We start from the raw sequence: 23,462 nt of genomic DNA on the forward strand, positions 1-23,462 counted from the left end.
CGCCTCAGCTGCTCTCCCGCACCACCAACTCGAACCCCAGGTCCACCGTGCGTTCGGCCACGGTCTCGGCGCGCATCAGCGCGAGCAGCATGCCGGCCGCGCGCTCGCCCATTTCCTTTCGCGGCGTGCGCACGGTGGTCAGCGGCGGCAGCATCTGGTCGCTGCCGCCCAGGTCGTTGAAGCCGGCGATCGCCACGCGCTGCGGCACGGGCACGCCGCTGCGCAGCGCGGCGAGCAGCGCGCCCTGGGCGAGGTCGTCGTTGCAGTAGAAGATGGCATCCACGTCCGGATGGCGCGCGAGCAGGTCCTCGAACTGGCGGCCGCCCAGCGCCATGGAGGTCGGGCCCGGCACCAGCAGTTCGAGCGCCGGGTCGTGGCAGCCGGCCTCGCGCAGCGCCTCGCGGTAGCCCTCCAGGCGCAGCAGCACGCGCGGGTCGAGCTGGCCGGCGGCATAGGCAATGCGCCGGCGGCCGCGCTGCAGCAGGTGCCGGGTGATGGCGCGGCCCGCGTCCCGCTGCGAAAACCCCACGCTGTGGACGCCGGGCGCGGCCGAGGTTTCCATCATGTACACGCAGGGCGCATGGCTGCGCTCGAGCATCTGCGCGGCCGCGGCGCTGCGGTCGAAGCCCGTCAGCAGCAGGCCCGCCGGGCGCTGCGAGAGGTGGCTGCGCAGCAGCGCCTCTTCCTGCGCGGGGTCGTAGTGAGTCACGCCGATGAGCGACTGGTAGCCGTGCGGCGCGAGCGCGTCCTGCACCGCCTCGAGCAGTTCCACGAAGAGCTGGTTGGTCAGCGAGGGGATCAGCACCGCCACGTGGGAGCTGCGCGCCGAAGCCAGCGCGCGCGCCGCCACGTTGGGCACGTAGCCCAGCTGGTCGACCGCCGCCTGCACGCGGGCCTTCAGCTCGGGCGCCACGTTGCGCGCGCCGCGCAGCGCGCGCGACACGGTGATCGGGCTCACGCCCGAGACGCGGGCCACGTCGTCCAGCGTGACGTGGCTCGAGGAACGGGGTCGGGGGCGGTCGGGGGCGTCGGCCATGGATCGAAGTTCTAAGGGTTAATACCAAGCTGGAATTGGATAGCGCTGTCCTAGGATAGCGCTGTCCCAGCCGTGGGTGCTCCGTAAAAACCCGAGACACCCCAGCGCTGGCTTTTTTTGGATTGTGCGGGATAGCGCTATCCCTGGCACCACCGGCCGCCCGTGGCGCGGCCGGATTCAGGAGACATACACATGTTCGGAATGAGCAAAGAGGTATTCCTGCTCGTCGACGCCCTGGTGGCGATCCTCGGGCTGATCCTTCTGATCACGCGCTGGCGCGTGCACCCCTTCATCGCGCTGACGCTGGCCGCGGGCTTCCTGGGCCTGACCTCGGGCATGCCGGTGGACCTGGTGATGAAGTCCTTCCAGGAGGGCTTCGGCGGCGTGCTGGGCTTCGTGGGCATCGTGCTGGGCCTGGGCACCATGCTGGGCAAGATGATGGCCGAATCGGGCGGCGCCGACCGCATCGCGCGCACGCTGATCGACGCCTTCGGCCGCGAGCGCGTGCACTGGGCGATGATGTTCGCGGCCTTCCTGGTGGGCATTCCGCTGTTCTTCGAGATCGGCTTCGTGCTGCTGATCCCGCTGGTGTTCATCGTGGCGCGGCGCACCGGCGTCTCGCTGATCCGCATCGGCATTCCGCTGCTGGCCGGCCTGTCGGTGGTGCACGGCCTGGTGCCGCCGCATCCGGGGCCGCTGCTGGCCATCGGCGTGTTCGGCGCCGACATCGGCAAGACCATCTTCTACGGCCTCATCGTCGGCCTGCCCACCGCGATGATCGCGGGGCCGATCTTCGGCAAGTTCATTTCCAAGTACGTGCCGGGCGAAGCCTCGCCCGAGCTGATGGAACAGCTGGCGCACGAACCCGAGGCGCGCGAGCTGCCCGGCTTCGGCATCACGCTGCTCACGGTGCTGCTGCCGGTGGGGCTGATGCTGCTGAAGACCTTCGCCGACGTGGCGCTCGACGACAAGAACGCGGTGCGCCACTGGATGGACTTCATCGGCCACCCGATCACCGCGCTGCTGGCAGCGCTGCTGCTGTCGCTCTACACCTTCGGCACTGCGCGCGGCTTCACTGCCAGGCAGATCATGAAGTTCGTCGACGACAGCCTGGCGCCCACCGCGGCCATCGTGCTGATCATCGGCGCGGGCGGCGGCTTCAAGCAGATGCTGGTGGCGAGCGGCGTGGGCAACGCGATCGGGCAGATGGCGCTGCATGCGCAGGTCTCGCCGATCCTGCTCGCCTGGCTGGTGGCGGGGCTGATCCGCATCGCCACCGGCTCGGCCACGGTTGCCACCATCACGGGCGCGGGCATCGTCGCGCCGCTTGCCACCATGGTGCCGGGCGTGAACCGCGAGCTGCTGGTGCTGGCCACGGGCGCGGGTTCGCTGATCCTCTCGCACGTCAACGACGCGGGCTTCTGGCTGGTCAAGCAATACTTCAACATGACGGTGGCCGAGACCTTCAAGACCTGGACCGTGATGGAAACGCTGATCTCGGTCGTGGCCATCGTGTTCATCATGCTGCTCGGCATGGTCGTGTAAGCCAAGGAGACAAGCATGGGCCGCATCGTCATCGGGGTCGACATCGGAACCACCAGCACCAAGGCGGTGGCCTTCACGCCGGCCGGGCGCGTGCTGGCGCACGACGCGGTCGAGTACCCGCTGCTGCAGCCCGAGGCCGCGGCCGCCGAGCAGGACCCGGAGCAGATCTTCCAGGCCGTGCTCGCGGCCATCGCCGGCTGCGTGAAGCAGAGCAAGGCCACGCCCGCCGACGTGCTCGCGGTGTCTTTCAGCGCGGCGATGCACAGCCTGATCCTGGTCGATGCCGCGGGCGCGCCGCTCACGCGCAGCATCACCTGGGCCGACCACCGTGCCTCGGCCTGGGCCGTGCGCATCCGCGACGAGTGGGACGGCCTGGCAATCTACCGCCGCACCGGCACGCCGATCCATCCGATGTCGCCGCTGGCCAAGCTGGTGTGGCTGCGCCACGAGCGCGCCGAGCTCTTCGCACGCGCCGCGCGCTTCGTCGGCATCAAGGAGTACGTGTTCTTCCGGCTCTTCGGCCAGTGGCAGGTCGACCATTCGATCGCCTCGGCCACGGGCCTGTTCGACATCGAGCGGCTCGACTGGGACGAAGGTGCGCTTGCGCTCGCCGGCGTGCGCGCCGAGCAGCTGCCGCGCCCGGTGCCGACTACCTGGCACATCGAGGGCCTGGCGGCGGACACCGCGGCGCAGCTGGGCCTGGCGCGCGACACGCCGTTCGTGATCGGCGCCAACGACGGCGTGCTCTCCAATCTTGGCGTGAACGCGATGGCGCCCGGCGAAGTGGCCGTGACCATCGGCACCAGCGGCGCGATGCGCACCGTGGTCGACCATCCGATGACCGATCCCGAGGGCCGCACCTTCTGCTATGCACTGGCCGAGCGGCGCTGGGTGGTGGGCGGACCGGTGAACAACGGCGGCATCATCCTGCGCTGGGTGCGCGACGAGTTCGCCTCGGCCGAGGCCGAGACCGCCAAGCGCCTGGGCATCGACACCTACGAGGTGCTCACGCGCATCGCCGAGCGCGTCTCCGCGGGCTCCGAAGGGCTGGTGTTCCACCCCTTCCTCACCGGCGAACGCGCGCCCTACTGGAACGCCGACCTGCGCGGCTCCTTCTTCGGGCTGGGCATCCACCACCGCAAGGAGCACATGATCCGCGCGGTGCTCGAGGGCGTGATCTTCAACCTGCACAGCATCCTGCCGGCGGTCGAGTCGATCGCGGGCCCGAGCGCCCGCATCAAGGCCACCGGCGGCTTCGCGCGCTCGGGCATGTGGCGCCAGATGATGGCCGACGTGTTCGACCGCGAAGTGGTGGTGCCTGAAAGCTTCGAGAGCTCCTGCCTCGGCGCCGCGGTGCTCGGGCTCTATGCGCTGGGCCATGTCGATTCGCTCGACGTGGTCGCGGGCATGGTCGGTGCGACCCACCGCCACACGCCCAACGCCAAGAACGTTGCGCTCTATCGGCAGCTGCTGCCGGTGTTCCTCTCGCTGCCGCACAAGCTTGGCGAGGAATACCGGCTGCTTGCCGCGTTCCAGCAGCAGACGGCGGTGCCGCCGCCGGTGCGCAAAAGCTGACGGCGCGCTTCGCTGCGGCCCCTTTCTGGAGACCTGGCTTTGCTGAACACCACGCCGCAGGCCTTTGCTTCCCAGCAGGCCTTTGCCTCCCAGCAGGCCCTTGCCTCCCCGCAGGTGTTCGATGCCTGCGCCACGGTCCACTGCGAAGGCGCCTCTGCACCTTCGCCGCGAGAGAGCCATCCGCGCTGCCTGCATGAACACGAGCTGCACCTGATCGGCGCACGGCCCGCGCGCCTTCGCATCGGCGCGGGCGCGGACCAGGAGACGCACAGCTTCGCACCCGGCACCGTCGTGCTGCTCGGTCCGCGGCTGCCGCACAGCCTCGCGTTCGAGCACCGCGCGCCGCCGGGTGGCGGCAGCGCAGGCGAACTGGTGCTGCGCTTCAGCGACGAGCTGCTGCGCCGCGGCATGGCGCTTTTTCCGGAGCTAGGCGATGCCGGCCCGCTGCTGGCGCGCGCGCGCCAGGGCGTGCAGTTCGTCGGCCTGGGCGCGGACACGCTCGCGCGCCTGCGCCGCATCGAGACGCTGCGCGGGCTTGCGCGTTTTTCCGAGTTCATCGCGCTGCTGAACGAGCTCGCGCAGTGGCGCGACTACCGCCTGCTTGCCGATGTCTTCCTGGCCGATGCAGGCTTCGACGAGGACGGCCGCGCGCTGCGCATCCACAAGGCGATCGACTACATCCGCGACAACTACGCCGAGGCGCTGTCGCTGGCCGAGGTCGGCGCGATCGCGGGCATGCGCGAGAACGCGTTCTCGCGCAGCTTCCGCCGCGCCACCGGCCAGACCTTCACCGACTTCGTCAACGGCCTGCGCGTGGCCAGGGCCTGCCGCCTGCTGGCCTCGACGCGCCAGCAGGTGAGCAGCATCTGCTACGAGGTGGGGTTCAACAACATCTCGAATTTCAACCGGCACTTCCGCCGGATCCAGGGCATGACGCCGGGCGAATTCCGCGGCCGCCGGATGTGAACGCTGGCCGGGCTGGCGCCGGCAGAGTTCTCTCGAATTCCACGCAATGGAAATGTGGGGATGCGCGGCAGAGCCTGCATCCCTAAGCTTGGACCCGTCGATGAGAAGAGCCGCAGCGCCGCCCTCGATGCCTGCTTTCTCACATTCCCTTTCGACGGAGACAAACGATGCTGAACCCCATGACGCTGGCGCGCGCCAGGCATGCCATCCTTTTTTCGCTGGCCTGCGCGATCGGCGGCCTGGCCGCGGTGCCGGCGCGCGCGGCCTTTCCCGACAAGCCGATCAAGCTCGTGGTGCCGTTCGCACCCGGCGGCGGCACCGACCTCGTGGCCCGGACCATGGCTATCGCGATGGGGCAGGAACTGGGGCAGCCCGTGATCATCGACAACAAGCCCGGCGCGGGCACGATCATCGGCACGGACGCCGTGGCCAAGAGCGCCCCCGATGGCTACACGATGGTGATGGCCACGGTGGCGCACGTCGTGAACCCGAGCCTGCAGCCCAAGCTCCCGTACAACCATGACAAGGCCTTTGCGCCGGTCATGCTGGTGGGCATTTCGCCGAACGTGCTGGTGGTTCGCGCGGACAGCCCGCTCAAGTCGGTGAAGGACCTGATCGATGCGGCCAGGGCCCAGCCGGGCAAGCTGTCCTTCGCGTCGCAGGGCGCGGGCACCTCGGCCCACCTGGCCGGCGAGCTCTTCAAGAACCTGACCAAGACCGACATCACGCACATCCCCTACCGCGGTGCCGGCCCCGCCATCACCGACCTGCTGGGCGGACAGGTCGACGTGATGTTCGCGACCGCTGCGGCGGTGGGCAGCTTCGTCGAAAGCGGCAAGCTGCGCGCGCTGGCCGTGACGACCGCCACGCGCTCCACGGCCCACGCGCTCGCGAAGGTGCCGACGATCGCGGAGAGCGGCGTGCCGGGCTACGTTGCCGACAGCTGGTATGGCCTGTACGCGCCCGCCGGCACCCCGGCCGAGGTGATCGCGCGCCTGAATGCCGCAGCGAAGAAAGCGGTGCAGACGGAGGCCTTCCGCAAGCGGGTGGAGTCCGAGGGCCTCGTCATCCACGGCGGCTCGCCGCAGGACTTCGACAAGTACGCCAAGGGCGAGGAAGCGCGCTGGCGCAAGGTGGTCAAGGAAAACAACATCACGGCCGAATGAACGGAGAAATCGAATGAACAGCAGCAGCCTGATCCAACTGGAAGCCGCGAACGGCATCGCCACCCTGTGGCTGAACCGCCCCGAAAAGCGCAACGCGATGAGCGACGACATGCGCACCGAATTCATCGCCGCGCTGGAGCATGTGGCCAACGACAAGGCGATCCGCGCCCTGGTGCTCACCGGCCGCGGCAAGGGCTTCTGCGCCGGCGGCGATGTCGCCGGCATGGAGCGGCGGATGCAGGCGCCCGCGGGCGAGGTCGGCTTCAACGGCTGGAGCCGCCAGCAGCGCGTGCACCACACCCAGTCGCTGCTGCACACCATGCCCAAGCCGACGATCGCTGCCGTCAACGGCGCCGCCTCGGGCCTGGGGGCCGACACGGCGCTGGCCTGCGACTTCATCATCGCGTCGGATGCGGCGAGCTTCACCTGGTCCTACATCCATCGCGGCATCGTGCCCGATGGCGGCGGCATGTACTTCCTGCCGCGCCGGGTCGGGCTCTCCAAAGCCAAGGAGCTGATCTTCAGCGGCCGCAAGGTCGAGCTCGAAGAGGCGCTGCGCCTGGGCATCGCCGATCGCCAGTCGGATGCCCAGAGCCTGGTGGCCGATGCGCAGCGCTGGGCGGCCGAGATGAGCCAGGGTTCGGCCACCGCATTGGCGCTTGGCAAGACGATCCTCAACCAGAGCTTCGAGCTGTCCGCGCACCAGGTGTTCGCGCAGGGCAGCCAGGCGCAGGGCATCTGCTACACCAGCACCGAGCATCGCGAGTCGGTGATGGCCTTCCTGGCCAAGAGCAGCGCGAAGAACGGGACGACGAAATGACCGAACTGAACGCCATCGCCAGGCTGCTCAAGCCGCGCAGCGTCGCCGTGATCGGCGCCTCGGCCGATGCGGCCAAGACGGCCGGCCGGCCCGTGGCCTACTTGCGCAAGCACGGATTCACGGGCGAGATCTATCCGGTCAATCCGCGTGTCGATGCCATCGGCGGCCTGGCCTGCTATCCGGACATCGCCTCGATTCCCGGCACGCCCGACGTGGGCATCGTGCTGCTGGGCGCCGAGCGCGCGCACCAGGCCGTGCGCGAACTCGCGGCCAAGGGAACCGCCGCGGCGATCGTGCTTGCCAGCGGCTACACCGAAACCGGCGAGGAAGGCGCGCGCCGCCAGCAGCAGCTCATCGAGGCGGCCGGTGGCATGCGGATCCTCGGCCCCAACACGATCGGGCTCGTCAACCTGAGCGACAACATCGTGCTCTCCGCCAGCGGCGCACTCGAGATGGAGCATTTTCCGGTCGGCGGGACCGGCGTGGTCTCGCAGAGCGGGGGCATCCTCGGCGCGCTGCTCTCGCGCGCGGCGGCGCGCGGCATCGGCCTGTCGAAGCTGATCTCGACCAGCAACGAAGTGGACCTGGACCTGGCGGATTTCGTCGACCACCTGGCCGACGATGCCGACACCAAGGTCATCGCCCTCTATGTGGAGAGCGTGCGCAACCCGGAGAAGTTTCGTGCCGCTGCGCTGAAGGCCGCGCGCGCCGGAAAGCCGGTTGTCGCGTTCAAGATCGGCCGCTCCGAAGCGGGCGCGAAGGCCGCCGTGTCGCACACCGGTGCACTCGCGGGCGCCGACCGCATGTACGACGCGCTGTTCAGGCAGGTCGGCGTGATCCGCGCGCAGACCTTCGGCGACCTGCTCGACATTCCCGTCGCGTTGGCCACGGGCCGCAAGCTGCGCGGCAGGCGCGTGGCCATCCTGACCTCGACCGGCGGCGCGGGAACGCTGGTGTCGGACGACCTGGGCATGCAGGGCTTCGAGACGCCGGCGCCGGATGCTGCAACGGCGCAGGCCTTGCGCGCGCTGCAAAGCGGCGATCACGCGGTGCTCGACCGCAACCCCATCGACGTGACGCTGGCCGGCCTGCAGCCGGACCTGCTGCGCGGCGCCATCGACATCCTGCTCGAAAGCCCCAGCTACGACGCGCTGGCGATCATCGTCGGCTCGTCCAGCCTGGCCATGCCGGAGCTGATGGCCGGCGCCATCCAGGATTGCCTGCCCCGCTCGGACAAGCCCGCGATCGCCTACGTGAGCCCGCATGCGCCCGAAGTCGCGGCGCTGCTCACGCAGCGCGGTGTGCCGGCCTTTGCCGCGGCCGAGAGCTGCACCAGTGCGCTCGCCGCCATGCTGAATGCCGGCAGCTGGCAGGAGCCCAAGCCGTCCAGCGCGCCCGCCGCCGCCGTGCTCATCGATGACCTGCCGGCCGGCTCCCTCGATGAAGCCCAGGCCAAGCAGCTGTTCACCCGCTTCGGCGTACCGTGCGCGCGCGAGATGGTGGTGGCCACGCCGGCCGAGGCCGAAGCCGCGGCGCGCGAACTGGGCGGGCGCATCGTGCTCAAGATCCTGTCGGCCGAGATCACGCACAAGAGCGATGTCGGCGGCGTCGCGGTGAACGTAACGCCCGAGGCGGTGGGCGCGCGCCTGCAGGCGATGGCCGCCGAAGTCGAGAGCAAGGCCGGCGTGCGGCCCCGGCGCTTCCTGGTGCAGGAAATGGTGGGCGGCGGCACCGAGCTGATCCTGGGCATGCACCGCGACCCGCTGGGCACCGCCATCCTGCTGGGCATGGGCGGCATCACCGCCGAGCTGTTCAAGGACACCACGATGCGGCTGCTGCCGCTCCAGGGCGGCCTGAGCCGCGAAGATGCACTCTCCATGGCGCGCGAGCTCAAGACCTGGCCGCTACTGGATGGCTTTCGCGGCCGTCCCAAGGCCGATGTGAAGGCGCTGGTCGATGCCATCGTCGCCTTCTCGGACATGGCGGCGCGGCTCGGCGAGCGTTTGCTCGAAGCCGAGATCAACCCGGTCTTCGTGCTGCCGGAAGGGCAGGGCGTGCGCGCGGCCGATGGCGTGGTCGTGCTGGCCGGTTGAGCGAGGCGAGGCAAGCCACCCCCCCCGGAGCCATCCAGATGTACGTCACACAAACATTCGCGCGCTACGCGGCCGACTTCCGGCGGCAGGATCTGCCGGCCGAGGTCCTCCATCACGCCAAGCGGGCCGTGATCGACTGGTACGCCTCGCTGTTCCCCGGCCTCGGCGCAGCACCGGTGCGCCAGCTCGAGGCCGCCCTGAACGAGGACCTGGACCGCGGACGCGCCTTTCTCGTCGGCGGTCGCCCGGCCACTGCGCGCGCCGCTGCGCTGATCAACGGCACGGCCGCCCATGCAGCGGAGGTGGACGACAGCTTTCGCGAAGCCATGTACCACCCGGGCGCAGCCACCATTGCCGCCGCGCTGGCCGCAAGCCATGACGCCGGCGCAAGCGGGCTGCAGTTCCTGCGCGGCGTGGTGCTGGGCTATGAAGTGTCGACGCGCATCGGCGTCGTGATGGGCCGCGCGCACTACCGGTTCTGGCACAGCACGGGCACGGTGGGCAGCTTCGGTGCCGCGGCCGCTGCAGGCGTTCTCATGGATCTGGACGAAACCGCCTTCGCGCATGCACTGGCCACGGCCGCTACCTTCACGGCCGGCCTGCAGCAGGCCTTCCGCATGGACTCCATGTCCAAGCCGCTGCATGCGGGCCGCGCGGCCGAGGCCGGCGTGCTCGCGGCCCAGCTCGCGCGCAACGGTGTCACAGGCTCGCTCGACGTGCTCGAAGGAGAGGCCGGGCTGGGCCGGGCCATGAGCGACGGGCCGGACTGGTCGCAGATCGGCGCGACGCTGGGGCGGGACTTCCACATCACCCGCCTGACGTTCAAGAACCACATCGGTTGCGGACATGCCTTCGCGGCCATTGACGGCGCGCTGGCGTTGAAGCGCCGGCATGGCATCGAGGCCGGCGAGATCGCGCATGTGCATGTGGCGACCTACCGCCCGGCGCTCGACATCGCCTGCTACACGCAGCCGGCCACCGCCAACGAAGCGCGCTTCAGCCTCGGCTACGTGGTGGCGACCGCGCTGGCGCATGGCAGCGTGCGGCTGGCGGCGTACGAACCGGCGCGGCTGCAGGACGTGGCCACGCGTTCATTGATGGAGCGCATCAGCGTTGCGGTGGACCCCGAGCTCGATGCCGCCTTTCCGGGCCGGCGCGCCGCGCGCGTGCTGATCATGATGCGCGACGGCCGCCGCTTCGAACACCTGCAGCCCAACCGCAAGGGCGATCCGGAAGAGCCGCTGAGCGATGCCGAGCTCGAGGACAAGTTCATGGAACTGTCCTCGCCCGTGATCGGCAGCGCACCGGCGCGGGCGCTCTTGCACCGGCTCTGGACGCTGGAGCGCAGCGCGGTGGCGCCGAGCTGAACTCCGGCGTTCGGCCGGCGGGCAGCCACCGAGGCCGCCACTCAGGAACTGCAGCTGTAGTTCGCAGCCAGCTTCGAAGCCTCCGCATCGTTGGCCGGGCCCGTGTAGCGCGGATATTGCGGGTACTGGCACAGCGGCCGGCTCAGCAGCACCGCCCCTTGCGCATCGCGCTTCTCCGCAAGCAGCGTGGCAGGTGCCGCGCTCTTGGTCACCCACTGGTCCAGGGCCGTCAGCAGGTCCGAGGTGTCGGCACCTGGTCCGCCGGCGCAGTGGTTCACGCCCGGTGCGACATAGAAGCGCGTCGATGCGTCTGCGGTTGCGGCGCCGATGGCGTTTCGCATGTTCCCGTAGTACTCGGTGGTCGACCGCACGCTGAGCGCGGAATCATTGCCGCCGTGCCACAGGATCAGCTTGCCGCCGCTGTTGATGAACGGGCGGATGTCGGCGTTGGTCGCGTCGTTGAGCGCGGCCATGGCGTAGAGCGCATTCTGGTTCTGGTCCCAGGGCGTGTAGGCCAGCGAGTCCACAGTCCGGTCGCGGGCCAGGTAGTTCTTGACCGTCGTGTCCTGGAACAGGAACTGCAGTGCCGACGTGACGCTGCCGTCGCCCGTGAGCCAGGTCCGCCAGGCGCCGGGATCGTCCTCGTTGCCCGTCAGGTTCCAGCCTGCGTTGCGGAAGGTGGGGCTGCCGGTGAATGCGGCCTCGGTGGTCCAGGACGTGACCACGTCGAGCTGCGCGTCCGAAAGGCAGGTGTCGCCCGTGTCGGTTCCGCCGGCGCAGCGCAGCGCGGCCACATTGGCGAGCGCCGGCGTGCAGGCGGCCTGGTTCGACACCACGCCATCGACAAGCCCGTCGAGCCCGTCGCAGGCATCCCGCACATGCTTGCTCAGGAGGGCCGTCTTCGCGGCGCTGAATGCACCGCCGGGCGCGGCCAGCGCCCTGGAGTTGCGGTTGAAGGCGCCCATGAACCCGACCCAGTTGTAGGCCGGTGCGCGCGCGATCACGCCGTCGAAGAGGTTGGGTGCGCGCTGCACCGCCATCAAGGCCTCGCGGCCACCGTTCGAGCAGCCTTCGAAGTACGACTTGGCCGGCAGGGCGCCATAGGCCGCCGCGAGGGTCTCGGTGGCGGTCGACATCACGGTGGGCACCGAGAGGCTGCCGAACAGCTGCGCGGCAAAGGTGTCGGTCAATGCGAAGTCCGCACTCAGTACATTGCCCTGGTGCCCCGAGTCGCTTGCGACCACGGCATAGCCCAGGCCCAGCGCCGGCACCGAGGGCGGCGTGATGGCGCCGTTGTAGCCGCCGCCGCCCTGGTAGTAGAGCTTGCCGTTCCATGCCTCGGGCAGGGAGATCTGGAAGTTCAGCGCCGGCGCGATCGTGCCGGTGACCTTGCAGTAGACGGGCGCGCCCGCGGCCGCGTCCTGCATGGCGGCCGTGAGCGCGGCGCCGGCCACGGTTTTTCCGTTCAGCTCGCCGCAGGCCTTCTGGGCCGTGACGGCCGGTGCGGGTGGCGGGCTGGCGGGCTGCGCCGCAGGCGGGACCGGAAACAGCACGGGGACCGCGCCGCGGTGATCGGAGCCGCCGCCGCAAGCGGCCAGCATCGCTGCGCCTGCCGCCGCCGCGGCAACGGCGTGGAGCCTGGTGCGGGCCCGTGATTCCCTGGAGGAGGAGAAGAAGTGCATGTCTCGATTCCTTTGTCGGTTGTCAGCCTCTGCACCGCAACGACATGGAGCGATGCCTGCGTGATTCTGAAAGGCGAGACCTCGGGCAACTGTTCCGGGACGGACATTCGGGCCACTGATTTCTAAGGAGAAACCCTTCGGCTTCCCACGCTGCACCGCAGGCGGCTCAGGGATACCTGGCAAGCGCCTGCCGGTCCATCACCGTGATGTAGCCGTAGCCCCGCCGGATGAGGCCGGCGGTTTCCAGTTCGGTCAGCGCGGCGTTGACGCGCTGGCGCGAGATGCCGACGAGCGAACCGATCTCTTCCTGGTTGATCCGCAGCGTGGAGTCGGTGTTCGGATAGAGCACCGGATGGAAGAGGCTGGAGATTCCCCGCGCCACGCGCGACGTCGGTTCGAGCAGCCGGTCGAACTTGACCATGGCGATGAACTGCCCGAGCCGCTCGTTCAGATGGGAGAGCATGAAGTGGTTGAACGGAATGCTTCGATCGAGCAGCCAGGAGAACGTGGCCCTCGGCAGATGCACGGTGACGGTCGGCCGCGTCGCCATGACCTCGTACTTGCGCTGCTCGGGCTTCAGCAGCGAGCCCTCGCCGATCCACCCGCTCGACGCAACCCCGGTGAACATGATCAGGCGGCCGTCCACCGTGGTGTCCTGCACACGCAAGAAACCTTCGAGCACGCCGATCCAGCTGTCGGCGGTCTCGTCGCGCCGGCACACATAGGAGTGCGCTTCATGGTGGCGGATGTACAAGGCCTCGAAGGCCTTGGTTCGCTCGGCCTGCGTCAATGCGCGCGGCCAGATGCAGCGCTCGAAGAAGGCGTGGAGATCCTTGAGGGGCAGCATGCGTCACCACCGGGCGGGGCGGGGGCGCTCGGCGCGGGCGAAGAACAAACCGGATCGAACGCGCATCACGAGCATTGCGAATTTCCTTGGGCTGGCGAATCCTATGGCACACCGGCCCGTGGAGTTTGTAGTGCGGACGACATTTGCGTTCCCGCATCGTCGGGACAAACCCGGGGGCGCGGAGCCGGAACGCTGGGGCTCGCTGGCCAAGGCGGTGGGCGCCAAGGCGGATTGAACCGGGGGCGCTGCTGCGCCCCGGCGGGTTCAGGCGCGCGCCGGTGCCGCGCGCTTGGCCAGTTCCAGCTTGGCAATCGCGTTGCGGTGCACTTCGTCGGGCCCGTCGACGATGCGCACCGTGCGCTGGTGCGCATAGGCCTCGGCCAGCCAGAAGTCCTGGCTCACGCCGGCGGCGCCGTGAGCCTGGATCGCCCAGTCGACCACCTTGCACGACATGTTGGGCGCCACCACCTTGATCATCGCGATCTCGGCGCGCGCTTCCTTGTTGCCCACGGTGTCCATCTTGTGGGCCGCATTGAGCGTGAGCAGGCGGGCCTGGTCGATCAGGCAGCGCGACTCGGCGATGCGCTCGTGCCAGATCGACTGCTCCGCGAGCGGACGGCCGAAGGCCACGCGGCTTCGGAGGCGATCGCACATCAGTTCGAGCGCACGCTCGGCGGCGCCGATGGAGCGCATGCAATGGTGGATGCGTCCCGGGCCGAGCCGCCCCTGCGCAATCTCGAAACCGCGCCCTTCGCCCAGCAGGATGTTCGATGCGGGAACGCGCACGTCTTCCAGCAGCACTTCCATGTGGCCGTGCGGTGCATCGTCGTAGCCGAACACCGAGAGATGGCGCAGCACCGTGATGCCTTTGGTGTCGCGCGGCACCAGCACCATCGACTGCTGCGCATGGCGCGGCGCATCGGGGTCGGTCTTGCCCATCACGATGAAGATCTTGCAGCGCGGGCTGCCCGCGCCCGAAGAGAACCACTTGCGGCCGTTGATCACGTACTCGTCGCCCTCGCGGCGGATCGTGCACTGGATGTTGGTGGCGTCCGACGAGGCAACGGCCGGCTCGGTCATCAGGAAGCCCGAGCGGATCTCGCCCGCGAGCAGCGGCGCGAGCCATTCGTCCTTCTGCGCCTCGGTGCCGTAGCGCTCGATGGTTTCCATGTTGCCGGTGTCGGGCGCCGAGCAGTTGAACACCTCACCCGACCAAGACACGCGGCCCATCACCTCGCACAGCGGCGCGTAGTCGAGATTGGAGATGGCCGGCACGTCGCGGTGCGGATGCGGCAGGAACATGTTCCAGAGGCCGGCCGCGCGCGCCACGGGCTTCAGCTCTTCGACGAGCGGCGACACCTGCCAGGCGTTGCCCTGGCGGCGGAAGGCGTCCATCTCGTGGTGGTAGCGCGCTTCGTTCGGATAGATGTGCTGGTCGAAGAACTTGTTGAGGCGTTCGAGCAGCTCGCGGGTTTTCGCGGAAGGTTCGGCAAACATGGGGAGCGTCCTTTCTTGGGTGGCGAGCAACCCGGCCAGACCGCTCGCATGCCGAAGATTTGAACATTGCAGGATGCGGGAGACCGTCCCGCAAGCGACGCGCCGGCCGCGCGCACGTCAGCTGTTCCGCAGGGGACACAGCGCAGCCCGTTGCTATCATCGGAAAACGCAGTCCCGAACGACCGGGACGTCGTGCCCAGCGAAGGAAACCCAGTGCGGCTCAAGCTGAGAACGAAGACAGCCTTGCTCATCACCTTGCTCGTGCTCGCCCTGGTGGGGGCGACGGGCTGGTGGCAGTACCGAAGCCTCTCCAGCGAATACGTCGGCCTGATGCGCGAGCAGCAACAGGCGCTCACCGACAGCGCCGCGGCGGACCTCGACTACAAGCTGGGCGTTCACCTGGCCGCGCTGTCGCGTGCGGCGCGCGAACTCGGCGCGGAAGGCTTTGCGGACCCGGCGGCGCAGCAGCGCTTTCTTGCGGACAAGGACCTGCGCGCGATGTTCGACAACGCCGCGCTGGCCACGCCGGACGGCGCCATCGTCGCGATCCATCCCGCCACGGCCCAGCCGCCGAACGTGGCCGACCGCGACTACTTCAAGCAGGTGCGCGACCGGCGCCAGCCCGCCATCTCGGCGCCGCTGCTCACCAAGGGCGGCCGGCAGCCCGCGGTGGTCATGGCCGTCCCCGTCGAGGCACCGGATGGGCGCCTGGCCGGCGTGCTGGGCGCGGCGCTGGACCTGCAGCGCGCCAACGTGCTCGGCGACCTGAGCCGCGCCACCATCGGCCGCGGCGGCCACTACGAGATCGTGACGCGCGGCGAGTCCCCGCGGATCGTCATGCACCCCGATGCGAAGCGGCTGCTCGAGCCTGCCGCGGCCAGCACGGCGGCCCTTGCCGGCGGTCCCGAGAACGACCTCGCCACGCACGCCACCGTGCGCAGCGCCAACTGGGATCTTCGCCTCGTGGTGCCGGCCCGCGCCGCCTACGCGCCGCTGGAGCAGGCACGGCGCAACCTGCTGCTGCAGCTGCTGTGGCTCGGCCTGGGCTGCGCGCTGCTGGTGTGGCTGGGCACGGCCTGGGTCATGCGTCCGCTGGAGGCACTGAGCAACGCGATCCGCACGCTGCGCCAATCACCGGACAGCCAGGTCAGGCTCGACGTCGTCGCCAACGACGAGCGCGGCGACCTGGCGCGCGAGTTCGACGCATTGATGGGCGAGCTGCGCGAGCAGCGGCTCGAGGTGGCCGCGGTGACCGATGCATCGCCCGTGGGGCTGTTCCGCTGCGACAGCGAGGGACGCATGACCTACGTGAACGACGAATACCTGGCGATCCACGGACTGGCGCGCGAAGAGGCGCAGGAGGGCTGGCTCACGCTGGTGCGCGAGGAGATCCGCGAGAAGGTCCGCCAGGACTGGGTCCGCATCGTGAGCGCCGCCGAGCCGCTGAACGCCACGCGCCGGCTGCACCGCAGGGACGGCACGCAGGTGCTGGTGGCCTTGCGGAGCCGGCCCGTGCTGGTTGCGGGCCGCGTCATGGGCCATGTCGGAACGGTGACCGACATCACCGAGCGCACGCGCGCCGAGCGGGCCCTTCGCACGCTCACGGCCATCTTCGACATGACGACCGACTTCATCATCCAGAACGATGCGAAGGGGCGGCTCATCTACATGAACCCCGCCGCGCGCCGCCGCACCGGCGTGGACCTCGATGCGCCGATCGAGACGCTGAAGGTGTCCGACTTCAATCCACCGCAGACGCTGGAGCGGTTCAGGTCGGAGGTGGTGCCCACCGCGGTCGCCACCGGCGTCTGGGTCGGCGAGTCGGTGGTGTGGGATGCGCAGAAGCAGCCGTTCCCGGTCAGCCACATGGTGATCGCGCACCGCGACAAGCACGGCAAGCTCGAATATTTCTCGGGGCTGATGCGCGACATCTCTGCCGCCAAGGCCGCGGAGCAGGCGCTGCGCGAGAGCGAGCAGCGCCTGCGCATGGTGACGGACCACCTGCCGGCGCTGATCTCCTACCTGGACCGCGAGCTGCGCTTCCGTTTCGTCAACAAGGCCTACCAGGACTGGTTCGGCATCGAGCCGCAGCAGCTGCTCGGCCGCAGCCTGCGCGAGTTCTACGGCGAGGAGGCATGGGCGCAGATGGAGCCGTACATCCGCGCGGCCCTGGGCGGACGCCAGGTCACCTACGAGCGGCGCGTGACGGGGGCCGGCGGGCGCCGCGACATCCAGGCCACGCTGGTGCCGGAGCGCAACGAAGCGGGCGAGGTGGTGGGCCTCTACACGCTGGACAGCGACATCACCGCGCATCACGAGGCCGAGGAAGCGCTGCAGGAAAGCGAAGCCCGCCTGCGCACCGTGGCCGATGCGCTGCCGATGCGCGTGGCCTACATCGATGCCGACGAGCGCTACCGCTTCAACAACCTGGCCTACGAACGCGAGTTCGGCCTCTCGCGCGACCAGATCCAGGGCCATACCGTGCAGGAGCTGCTGGGCGAGCCGGCCTACGAATCCGTGAAGCCGCACATCCGCGCCGCGCTGGCCGGCGAGGTCGTCACCTTCCAGAGCGAAGTCAGCCAGAGCGACAGCTACAACTGCTACGAGGCCCAGTACATCCCGCAGCCCGCGGCCAATGCCGACACCATCGTCGGCTTCCATGCGGTGATCACCGACATCACGCGGCAGAAGCTCGAGGAGAAGCGCCTGGTGGGCCTGGCGCAGATCGACCCGCTCACCGGCTTGGCCAACCGCGCGGGCTTCGAGGCGCGGCTGGGCGAAGCCATGGACCGCAGCCGCAGCGCGGGCGCGCTGATGGCGCTGATGTACCTGGACATCGACGGCTTCAAGCAGATCAACGACCAGTTCGGGCACCAGACGGGCGACGAGCTGCTGAAGGCCTTCTCGGGCCGGCTGTCGCAGGGGCTGCGCTCCAGCGACGTGCGCGCGCGCCTGGGCGGCGACGAGTTCACGGTGATCATGGAGGGGCTGCCCCATGCCGACATCGCAGTCGCCGCCGCCACGAAGCTCGTGCTGGCCATGCAGACGCCGTTCACCGTCGAGCCGCAGCGCACGATCAACGTGACCGCGAGCATCGGCCTGGCGTTCTACCAGGGCGGCGCCGCAACCTCGGCCGCACTGGTGAAGCAGGCGGACGAGATGCTCTACCGCGCCAAGCGGGCCGGCCGAAACAACGTGCAGACGGCGCCGCTGCCGGTCGAGGGCGGCCAGGCCTAGCAGCGGGGTTCGGTGCCGTCGCGCAACGAGCGCGCTCAGGCGGGCTGGCGCAGCGGCCGGAACGCCGCGCGCAGTTCCTCGCTGAACAGCTGCGGCTGTTCCCAGGCGGCAAAGTGGCCGCCCTTGCCGGCTTCGTTGAAGTAGTAGAGCGTTCGATAGGCGCGCTCGGCCCAGCTCCTGGGCGCGCGGTAGATCTCGCCCGGGAACACGGTGATGGCCACCGGAATCGAGATGTCCTGCGTCTTCTGCGCCGCCGCGCTGAAGTTGTTGTTGTTGTTCTCCCAATAGAACCTCGATGAGGAAGCGGCCGTGTCGGTGAGCCAGTAGAGAGTGATGTCGTCGAGCATCTCGTCCCGGCCGAGCACGCGCTCGGGTTCGCCGCCGCTGTCGGTCCACTGCGCGAACTTCTCGTAGATCCACCCGGCCAGGCCAGCCGGCGAGTCGGCCAGCGGGTAGCCGATCGTCTGGGGGCGCGTCACCATCATGGCGCCGTAGGCGGCGCCGGTCTTGAAGAAAGCGCTGAGCGTGTTGAACGCCGCGCGCTCGGGCGCCGACAGCCCGGCCGGCGCGGGATCTCCATTGTTGATGGGCTTGACCAGTTCCGCGGGCACGGTGGCGGGCATGTTCAGGTGGATGCCCCGCAGGCCTTGCGGTGCCTGGCGTGCCATTGCATCCGAGATCACCGAGCCGTGGTCTCCACCCTGGGACACGTAGTGCGCATAGCCCAGCCGCTTCATCAGCGTGTCCCACGCGCGGCCCACGCGCTCGGGGCCCCAGCCGGTCTCTCTGGGCTTGCCGGAGAAGCCGTGGCCGGGGATGGACGGGATCACGACATGGAAGGCGTCGGCGGCACTGCCTGCGAAGGCGGTCGGGTCGGTCAGCGGACCGATTGTTTTCAGGAACTCCAGCATCGAGCCCGGCCAGCCATGCGTCAGCACCAGCGGCAACGCGTCCGGATGGCGGGAGCGCACGTGGATGAACTGGATGTCGACGCCGTCGATCGTGGTGATGAACTGCGGCAGCGCATTGAGCCTGGCCTCGAGCTTGCGCCAGTCATAGCCCGTTTCCCAGTAGCGGACCAGCGCCTGCAGCCTGGCCAGCTGAACGCCTTGCGAGGTGTCGCCGACCGTCTCGCGGTCGGGCCAGCGCGTGGCCCTGAGGCGCCGCCGCAGATCGGCGATCGCATTCTCGGGAACATCGATGCGGAAGGGCCGTATCGCGTCGCCTTGCGCTGCGGCGCTCTTGTCCGCAGGGGTCGCCGCAAAGGTCGTGGCCGCCGAACCTGCAAGAAGGCCCGCCGTTGCCACCAGCGCACCGCGGCGCGTGAGGGTGGGGTGGAACGCCGCGCGGCGGCTGGATGCGTCGGAATCTGTCACGGTCGTTTGCCTTGTGCTGGTGAATGGGAATCTGTGCGACGCGGCGCCTGGCCGCGTGCTGCCGAAGGACCGTGCGCGGAAGCAAGTCCTCTATCGGCTGGCGGCTTCGACGATGAGCTTCGCGACCACGTCGGGCCTGGACGTCATCACCACGTGCGAGGCGCCCTTGACGACCACCGTCTTCACCGACTTGGCACGCGCTGCCATGAAGGCCTGCGCCGCGGGCGGAATGTTCTTGTCGGCGTCGCCGTAGACGAACCACGAAGGCACCGTCTTCCACGCGGGAGCGCCTGCCGGCTCGCCGAGCGCCGACTCGGCGATGGGGCGCTGGGTCGCGGCCATCAGGCGCGCGGCCGCGGCCGGAACGTCGGCCGCGAACTGGTCGTGGAACCTGTTCTTCAGGATGTACAGGTCCTTGCCGCCATCGGCCAGTGCGACCGGCGGTGCCAGCGCAGGCCCGAGCGTGCTGCCGGGAAACTTGCCCGCAAGATCGGCTGCCGACTCTCCGGCTTCAGGCGCAAAGGCGGCGACGAAGACAAGCGCCTTCACGTTGCTCTTGCCGGTGGCGGCGCTGGAGATCACGGAGCCGCCATAGGAATGGCCCACCAGCACCACCGGTCCCTTGACCGCATCGACGATGCTCGCGACATCGGCCGCGTCGGACTTGACGCCGCGCAATGGGTTGGCGGCGGCGATCACCGGATAGTGCTTTGCCTCGAGCTTGCGGATGACGCCATCCCAGCTCGAGGATTCCGCGAAGGCACCGTGCACGAGCACGATGGTGGGCTTGGCTTGCTGCGCGGTGCTTGCAGACTGCGCTGAAGCATTGAACGTGAAGGCACCAGCCAAGGCGATAAGGCCCACGGCGGCCATGCTGCGGGCGAAGCGGCGGCGGAGATTTTTCATTTGGTTTTTCCTGCGGTTGAAGTGAAGGGCAATGAAGAGTGATCGCCTTTTGCAACCCGTGACGAGCGCGGCGGGGCAAAGCACGGCCGCGTTTATAGGGCCCGCTTCCACGTGCACTGCAGGTGTCTGTATGCCACTGTGTCGGCCCGGCAGGGCGACAAGAACAAATACACGGATGCCTCGCCGATGAAACGTAGTGTGGGCGTCCGGCCGTGCAGATACACAGGCATACGGAACCCCGTTTGCAAGCGGCAGGGGCGCTGAAAAATCCACGCGTTCAGGCGCCGCGGAGCCTTCACGCCCGGCGGCAATTTCCAACGCACAAGGTCCACTACCTCATGAATCGAAACCACACAACGCGCCATGCGCGCCCGTCTTCATGCCAAGGCACGCTGGCAAAGCTCACCGGCTTCGGCCTGCTTGCGCTCGCGGCAGCGGCCGGCGTCTTCGCCGCAACCTCCAGCGCTGCGGAGGAGGACGCGAAGACTTCGGATGCCTCGCCCTTGTACGGCGTCACCCTTCCCAAGGGCTACCGTCAGTGGCAGCTGATTGCGCCGGCAATCGAGGCGGAGCCATTGAACGAACTGCGCGTGGTGCTCGGCAATGCCAAGGCAATCCAGGCCTACGACCAGGGCACGCTGCCCTTCCCCGACGGAACCATCCTCACCAAGCTGGCATGGAAGCATGTGCAGTCGCCGGAATTCGCGCCTGCGTCGATCCCAGGCGCAGCGACCACCGTGCAGGTGATGGTGAAGGACTCGAAAAAATTCGCGGCCACGGGCGGATGGGGATTCGGCCGCTTCGTCGACGGCAAGCCCGCGGACCTGGCGCAGCACCAGACCTGCTTCGCCTGCCACCAGGCGCTGGTGAAGAACCACGACTACGTGTTCACGCGGCTTGCGCGCTGATGCTACGGACGACTCGAGTGCGCAGCCCGCGCCGTGCTGGCCGACCCTCCAACGGAAAAAGGGGCGCCCCTTGCGGAAGCGCCCCTTCGTCTTTCAGTTGAGCCTGGAGCCTTTCGGAAGCCGACTCGCCAGCCACTCGTGCACGTCGGCTCGCACATTCCGTCCCTCCAGGAGGAAGTCTTCCCACCTGCTGGGAACATACGGAAGATAGACCAGCTTCATGCCGGCTTCCTCCGGCGTCCGGTCCGCTTTTTCGGAGTTGCACGCGCGGCAAGCGGCCACCAGATTCATCCAGTCCCAGGTACCGCCGCGGCTCTCGGGAACGATGTGCTCGCACGTCAGGTCCTGCTCGCGGAATCGCTGGGCGCAGTACGCGCAGATGAAGCGATCTCGGACAAAGAGCTTGCGCCGGTTGAAGGCGGGCGTGTGCTCGAACAAGTTGACCTTTGCACAGCCTTTGAGAGCGATGATCGGTGAAATCTCGAGCCGGGACTGCACGCCGCGCGCCACATTGAAGCCGCCACGCATCGTGGCCAATGGGCCTGCGCCGTCTTCCCAGACGACAGCACCAGTGGCGTAGTGGGATGCTGCCTGCTCGAGCGAAATCCATGCTTGAGGCGTGCCCTGGACATCCAGCTGAAGTACTTGGGGTTTCATGGTGAAGGCCTCCTTTCATGGCCGAGCGATTGTTGGACTCGCCTGTGGTGCGGGCAGAGAATTTCGAAATCTCGGCCTACCGGTTAAAAGCCGGTTGCTCTGCCTCTGAGCTATACCCGCGACGCGCGTGTGACCTGAGGTCTGGCGGCAGTTTGTGAAGAGATGGGGTGCACGAACGGGATCGAACCGTCGTCAGCTGGACCACAACCAGCGGCTCTGCCATTGAGCTACGCGCACCATTGAACTGGTAGCCGCAGATGGGAACGATCCATCGGCCCCCGCCTTATCGAGACGGTGCTCTGCCACTGAGCTATGCGGCTGAAGGCAAGTGGCTCCTCGACCTGGGCTCGAACCAGGGACATCCGCATTAACAGTGCGGTGCATCTACCAACTGAGCTACCGAGGAAAAAAAGAAAAGAACCGCGTGTGAGATGTTTGGCCCCGCGCACACGATTCGAACGTGCAACCCCCGGCTTCGTAGGCCGGTGCTCTGATCCAGTTGAGCTAACGCGGGAGGGAAATGACTTGGAGAAATTGGCGAATGCGGAGCGAGTCGAACGCTCGTGCGTGGTGGGTGGGTGGCGATCCGTAAGGGAGTTGAACCCTTGGCTTCCTCCTGGACAGGGAGGCACTCTGGCCGCTGAGTTAACGGATCACTGTATGTGGTGAAGAAACTGGCGGAGCATGTTCGATTCGAACGAACGAGCCGCTTGCGCGGCCACGGCTTAGCAAGCCGCTGCCTTGGACCTCTCGGCCAATGCTCCAATGGTGTCCGGTTACGAGTTCCGGCGACGCCCAATTTTTGCGTCCGGTTTCCACGAGAGGACGATCTGCATCGCCCTGTCTCGCTCTTGTGTTGGTCCGTGTTGCAGGGTTCGAACCTGCGACCCTCTGGTCCCAAACCAGATGCGCTACCAGACTGCGCCAAACACGGATTTTCTTTCGATCAATTTACTGGCAGACCGTGCACGATTCGAACGTGCGATTGCCTGAGTCAAAGTCAGGTGCCTTAGTCCAGCTTGGCGAACGGTCTGTATGCATTTGCGCCAACCTTGAGTTGACAGAAAGCGATGGTTGCGCGAGCAAGATTTGAACTTGCGATCTCGAGCGTATGAAACTCGCGGGGACGGCCAGGCTCCCCTACCGCGCTGTGTGTGATGCTGATGAATGTCGATGTGGAGTCGTATGCGGGATTCGAACCCGCGTCTACAAGGATGAAAACCTTGCGTCCTAAGCCACTAGACGAATACGACATGAATCTGCGAATGGAGCCCGCAGTCCGAATCGAACGGACGACCTCTCGCTTACAAGGCGAGCGCTGCTACCAGCTGAGCTATGCGGACGAAACTTTGTCCGTGCTACGAGAAATGGCGAGCACCGAAGGAGTCGAACCTTCAACCGCCGGTTTTGGAGACCGGTGTTCTGCCAGTTGAACTAGGCACTCAAGAAGCTGGTGGTCCCCCAAGCAAGCCTCGAACTTGCATGACTTTCGTCGCCGGATTCTGAGTCCGGTGCGTCTACCTGTTCCGCCATCGGGGGTGGTTCCATTTCGGTTGTGTCTTCACGCGATTCGAGCGCTTGCGCGCCCACGTCGACATCGCTGCACATGGCTGGGTCCAGACCGTGCACATCCCTCCAGGCCGCCGACGCGGTTGGCCTCTGGAGGTGCTGCAAAGGCACACCCGAAATGGAGCAGCAGGAGGGCTTCGATCCCTCGGCCTCAACGTTGGCGACGTTGCGCTCTACCTGGCTGAGCTACGGCTGCAAGTTTTTTGCGAGTCGGT

General features: G+C 68.0%; 16 protein-coding genes and 15 tRNA genes. 9 read left to right on the forward strand and 22 right to left on the reverse strand.

Translation table 11 applies throughout. From position 1 onward, the window contains the following. Positions 1-4 precede the first annotated feature (4 nt). A complete protein-coding gene (gene gntR, locus AC1DSC_RS20795; RefSeq protein ID WP_062365223.1) occupies positions 5-1,036 on the reverse strand; it encodes an HTH-type transcriptional regulator GntR in 1,032 nt (343 codons plus the stop codon). Positions 1,037-1,228: 192 nt separating this feature from the next. On the opposite strand from gntR, the gene AC1DSC_RS20800 reads away from it, so the two are divergent. From AC1DSC_RS20800 to AC1DSC_RS20830, 7 genes are all read left to right on the forward strand, one after another. Further along, the gene (locus AC1DSC_RS20800) at positions 1,229-2,581 is read left to right on the forward strand and encodes a GntP family permease (RefSeq protein ID WP_062365224.1); all 1,353 of its coding nucleotides are present in this window, start codon (positions 1,229-1,231) and stop codon (positions 2,579-2,581) included. 15 nt (positions 2,582-2,596) lie between these two features. Then, positions 2,597-4,156, forward strand: coding sequence for a gluconokinase (gene gntK / locus AC1DSC_RS20805; RefSeq protein WP_436288385.1), 1,560 nt, complete (start codon positions 2,597-2,599; stop codon positions 4,154-4,156). Positions 4,157-4,195: 39 nt separating this feature from the next. Continuing rightward, the gene (locus AC1DSC_RS20810) at positions 4,196-5,122 is read left to right on the forward strand and encodes a helix-turn-helix domain-containing protein (protein ID WP_436288384.1); all 927 of its coding nucleotides are present in this window, start codon (positions 4,196-4,198) and stop codon (positions 5,120-5,122) included. Positions 5,123-5,289: 167 nt separating this feature from the next. Then, positions 5,290-6,288 (forward strand): Bug family tripartite tricarboxylate transporter substrate binding protein, encoded by a 999-nt coding sequence (locus AC1DSC_RS20815; RefSeq protein WP_436288383.1) that lies wholly within the window; start codon positions 5,290-5,292, stop codon positions 6,286-6,288. A 13-nt stretch (positions 6,289-6,301) separates the two neighbouring features. Continuing rightward, on the forward strand, positions 6,302-7,108 hold the full coding sequence (locus AC1DSC_RS20820; RefSeq protein ID WP_436288382.1) for an enoyl-CoA hydratase/isomerase family protein: 807 nt from the start codon (positions 6,302-6,304) through the stop codon (positions 7,106-7,108). Further along, positions 7,105-9,201, forward strand: a complete 2,097-nt coding sequence (locus tag AC1DSC_RS20825; RefSeq protein ID WP_436288381.1) for an acetate--CoA ligase family protein — start codon at positions 7,105-7,107, stop codon at positions 9,199-9,201. The genes AC1DSC_RS20820 and AC1DSC_RS20825 overlap by 4 nt, the downstream gene beginning before the upstream one ends. Before the next feature lie 38 nt (positions 9,202-9,239). Continuing rightward, entirely contained in the window at positions 9,240-10,568 is a 1,329-nt protein-coding gene (locus AC1DSC_RS20830; RefSeq protein WP_436288380.1) for an MmgE/PrpD family protein, read from the forward strand. Positions 10,569-10,609: 41 nt separating this feature from the next. Here AC1DSC_RS20830 and AC1DSC_RS20835 read toward each other — a convergent pair whose 3' ends face one another. The 3 genes from AC1DSC_RS20835 to AC1DSC_RS20845 all read right to left on the reverse strand — a co-directional run bounded on the left by AC1DSC_RS20835 (position 10,610) and on the right by AC1DSC_RS20845 (position 14,594). Then, a complete protein-coding gene (locus AC1DSC_RS20835; RefSeq protein ID WP_436288379.1) occupies positions 10,610-12,250 on the reverse strand; it encodes a tannase/feruloyl esterase family alpha/beta hydrolase in 1,641 nt (546 codons plus the stop codon). 166 nt (positions 12,251-12,416) lie between these two features. Beyond that, positions 12,417-13,097 (reverse strand): Crp/Fnr family transcriptional regulator, encoded by a 681-nt coding sequence (locus AC1DSC_RS20840; RefSeq protein ID WP_369664744.1) that lies wholly within the window; start codon positions 13,095-13,097, stop codon positions 12,417-12,419. A gap of 264 nt (positions 13,098-13,361) precedes the next feature. Further along, on the reverse strand, positions 13,362-14,594 hold the full coding sequence (locus tag AC1DSC_RS20845; RefSeq protein ID WP_436288378.1) for an acyl-CoA dehydrogenase family protein: 1,233 nt from the start codon (positions 14,592-14,594) through the stop codon (positions 13,362-13,364). Positions 14,595-14,837: 243 nt separating this feature from the next. On the opposite strand from AC1DSC_RS20845, the gene AC1DSC_RS20850 reads away from it, so the two are divergent. Then, positions 14,838-17,831, forward strand: coding sequence for a PAS domain S-box protein (locus AC1DSC_RS20850; protein ID WP_436288377.1), 2,994 nt, complete (start codon positions 14,838-14,840; stop codon positions 17,829-17,831). Between the two features lie 35 nt (positions 17,832-17,866). Here the strand turns inward: AC1DSC_RS20850 and AC1DSC_RS20855 are convergent, their stop codons facing one another. Both AC1DSC_RS20855 and AC1DSC_RS20860 read right to left on the reverse strand, forming a co-directional pair. Further along, positions 17,867-19,207: an epoxide hydrolase family protein gene (locus AC1DSC_RS20855; protein ID WP_436288376.1), complete on the reverse strand. Its 1,341-nt coding sequence runs from the start codon at positions 19,205-19,207 to the stop codon at positions 17,867-17,869. A 90-nt stretch (positions 19,208-19,297) separates the two neighbouring features. Further along, entirely contained in the window at positions 19,298-20,113 is an 816-nt protein-coding gene (locus tag AC1DSC_RS20860) for an alpha/beta fold hydrolase (protein WP_436288375.1), read from the reverse strand. Between the two features lie 338 nt (positions 20,114-20,451). On the opposite strand from AC1DSC_RS20860, the gene AC1DSC_RS20865 reads away from it, so the two are divergent. Next, entirely contained in the window at positions 20,452-21,021 is a 570-nt protein-coding gene (locus AC1DSC_RS20865) for a cytochrome P460 family protein (protein WP_369664739.1), read from the forward strand. Between the two features lie 93 nt (positions 21,022-21,114). Here AC1DSC_RS20865 and AC1DSC_RS20870 read toward each other — a convergent pair whose 3' ends face one another. The 16 genes from AC1DSC_RS20870 to AC1DSC_RS20945 all read right to left on the reverse strand — a co-directional run bounded on the left by AC1DSC_RS20870 (position 21,115) and on the right by AC1DSC_RS20945 (position 23,443). Beyond that, complete coding sequence (locus tag AC1DSC_RS20870; RefSeq protein WP_062365228.1) at positions 21,115-21,678, reverse strand: HNH endonuclease; 564 nt, start codon at positions 21,676-21,678, stop codon at positions 21,115-21,117. A 45-nt stretch (positions 21,679-21,723) separates the two neighbouring features. Then, a tRNA-Lys gene (locus AC1DSC_RS20875) sits at positions 21,724-21,798 on the reverse strand. Positions 21,799-21,841: 43 nt separating this feature from the next. Beyond that, positions 21,842-21,915 (reverse strand) — tRNA-His (locus tag AC1DSC_RS20880). Positions 21,916-21,923: 8 nt separating this feature from the next. Beyond that, positions 21,924-21,998, reverse strand: a tRNA-Ile gene (locus AC1DSC_RS20885). A 9-nt stretch (positions 21,999-22,007) separates the two neighbouring features. Further along, positions 22,008-22,084, reverse strand: a tRNA-Asn gene (locus AC1DSC_RS20890). Positions 22,085-22,114: 30 nt separating this feature from the next. Next, positions 22,115-22,192: transfer RNA gene (locus AC1DSC_RS20895), tRNA-Arg, on the reverse strand. Positions 22,193-22,257: 65 nt separating this feature from the next. Continuing rightward, positions 22,258-22,333: transfer RNA gene (locus tag AC1DSC_RS20900), tRNA-Asp, on the reverse strand. Between the two features lie 20 nt (positions 22,334-22,353). Beyond that, positions 22,354-22,442, reverse strand: a tRNA-Ser gene (locus tag AC1DSC_RS20905). Between the two features lie 93 nt (positions 22,443-22,535). Further along, positions 22,536-22,612 (reverse strand) — tRNA-Pro (locus AC1DSC_RS20910). A 21-nt stretch (positions 22,613-22,633) separates the two neighbouring features. Beyond that, a tRNA-Gln gene (locus tag AC1DSC_RS20915) sits at positions 22,634-22,711 on the reverse strand. A gap of 38 nt (positions 22,712-22,749) precedes the next feature. After that, positions 22,750-22,828 (reverse strand) — tRNA-Met (locus tag AC1DSC_RS20920). Between the two features lie 26 nt (positions 22,829-22,854). Next, positions 22,855-22,931: transfer RNA gene (locus tag AC1DSC_RS20925), tRNA-Glu, on the reverse strand. A 13-nt stretch (positions 22,932-22,944) separates the two neighbouring features. Then, positions 22,945-23,021 (reverse strand) — tRNA-Thr (locus AC1DSC_RS20930). Positions 23,022-23,046: 25 nt separating this feature from the next. Beyond that, positions 23,047-23,122, reverse strand: a tRNA-Trp gene (locus AC1DSC_RS20935). A 10-nt stretch (positions 23,123-23,132) separates the two neighbouring features. Next, positions 23,133-23,217: transfer RNA gene (locus AC1DSC_RS20940), tRNA-Leu, on the reverse strand. 149 nt (positions 23,218-23,366) lie between these two features. Then, positions 23,367-23,443: transfer RNA gene (locus AC1DSC_RS20945), tRNA-Gly, on the reverse strand. Between the last annotated feature and the right edge of the window lie 19 nt (positions 23,444-23,462).

This window comes from Variovorax sp. 01N425, from assembly GCF_056399465.1.

Excerpts from the sequence above, each read along its gene's own strand:
- AC1DSC_RS20840 (WP_369664744.1), bottom strand. The coding sequence starts at position 13,097 with ATGCTGCCCCTCAAGGATCTCCACGCCTTCTTCGAGCGCTGCATCTGG.
- AC1DSC_RS20835 (WP_436288379.1), bottom strand. The coding sequence starts at position 12,250 with ATGCACTTCTTCTCCTCCTCCAGGGAATCACGGGCCCGCACCAGGCTC.
- AC1DSC_RS20815 (WP_436288383.1), top strand. The coding sequence starts at position 5,290 with ATGCTGAACCCCATGACGCTGGCGCGCGCCAGGCATGCCATCCTTTTT.
- AC1DSC_RS20860 (WP_436288375.1), bottom strand. The coding sequence starts at position 20,113 with ATGAAAAATCTCCGCCGCCGCTTCGCCCGCAGCATGGCCGCCGTGGGC.
- gntK (WP_436288385.1), top strand. The coding sequence starts at position 2,597 with ATGGGCCGCATCGTCATCGGGGTCGACATCGGAACCACCAGCACCAAG.
- gntR (WP_062365223.1), bottom strand. The coding sequence starts at position 1,036 with ATGGCCGACGCCCCCGACCGCCCCCGACCCCGTTCCTCGAGCCACGTC.
- AC1DSC_RS20870 (WP_062365228.1), bottom strand. The coding sequence starts at position 21,678 with ATGAAACCCCAAGTACTTCAGCTGGATGTCCAGGGCACGCCTCAAGCA.
- AC1DSC_RS20800 (WP_062365224.1), top strand. The coding sequence starts at position 1,229 with ATGTTCGGAATGAGCAAAGAGGTATTCCTGCTCGTCGACGCCCTGGTG.
- AC1DSC_RS20845 (WP_436288378.1), bottom strand. The coding sequence starts at position 14,594 with ATGTTTGCCGAACCTTCCGCGAAAACCCGCGAGCTGCTCGAACGCCTC.
- AC1DSC_RS20825 (WP_436288381.1), top strand. The coding sequence starts at position 7,105 with ATGACCGAACTGAACGCCATCGCCAGGCTGCTCAAGCCGCGCAGCGTC.
- AC1DSC_RS20820 (WP_436288382.1), top strand. The coding sequence starts at position 6,302 with ATGAACAGCAGCAGCCTGATCCAACTGGAAGCCGCGAACGGCATCGCC.
- AC1DSC_RS20865 (WP_369664739.1), top strand. The coding sequence starts at position 20,452 with ATGAATCGAAACCACACAACGCGCCATGCGCGCCCGTCTTCATGCCAA.
- AC1DSC_RS20830 (WP_436288380.1), top strand. The coding sequence starts at position 9,240 with ATGTACGTCACACAAACATTCGCGCGCTACGCGGCCGACTTCCGGCGG.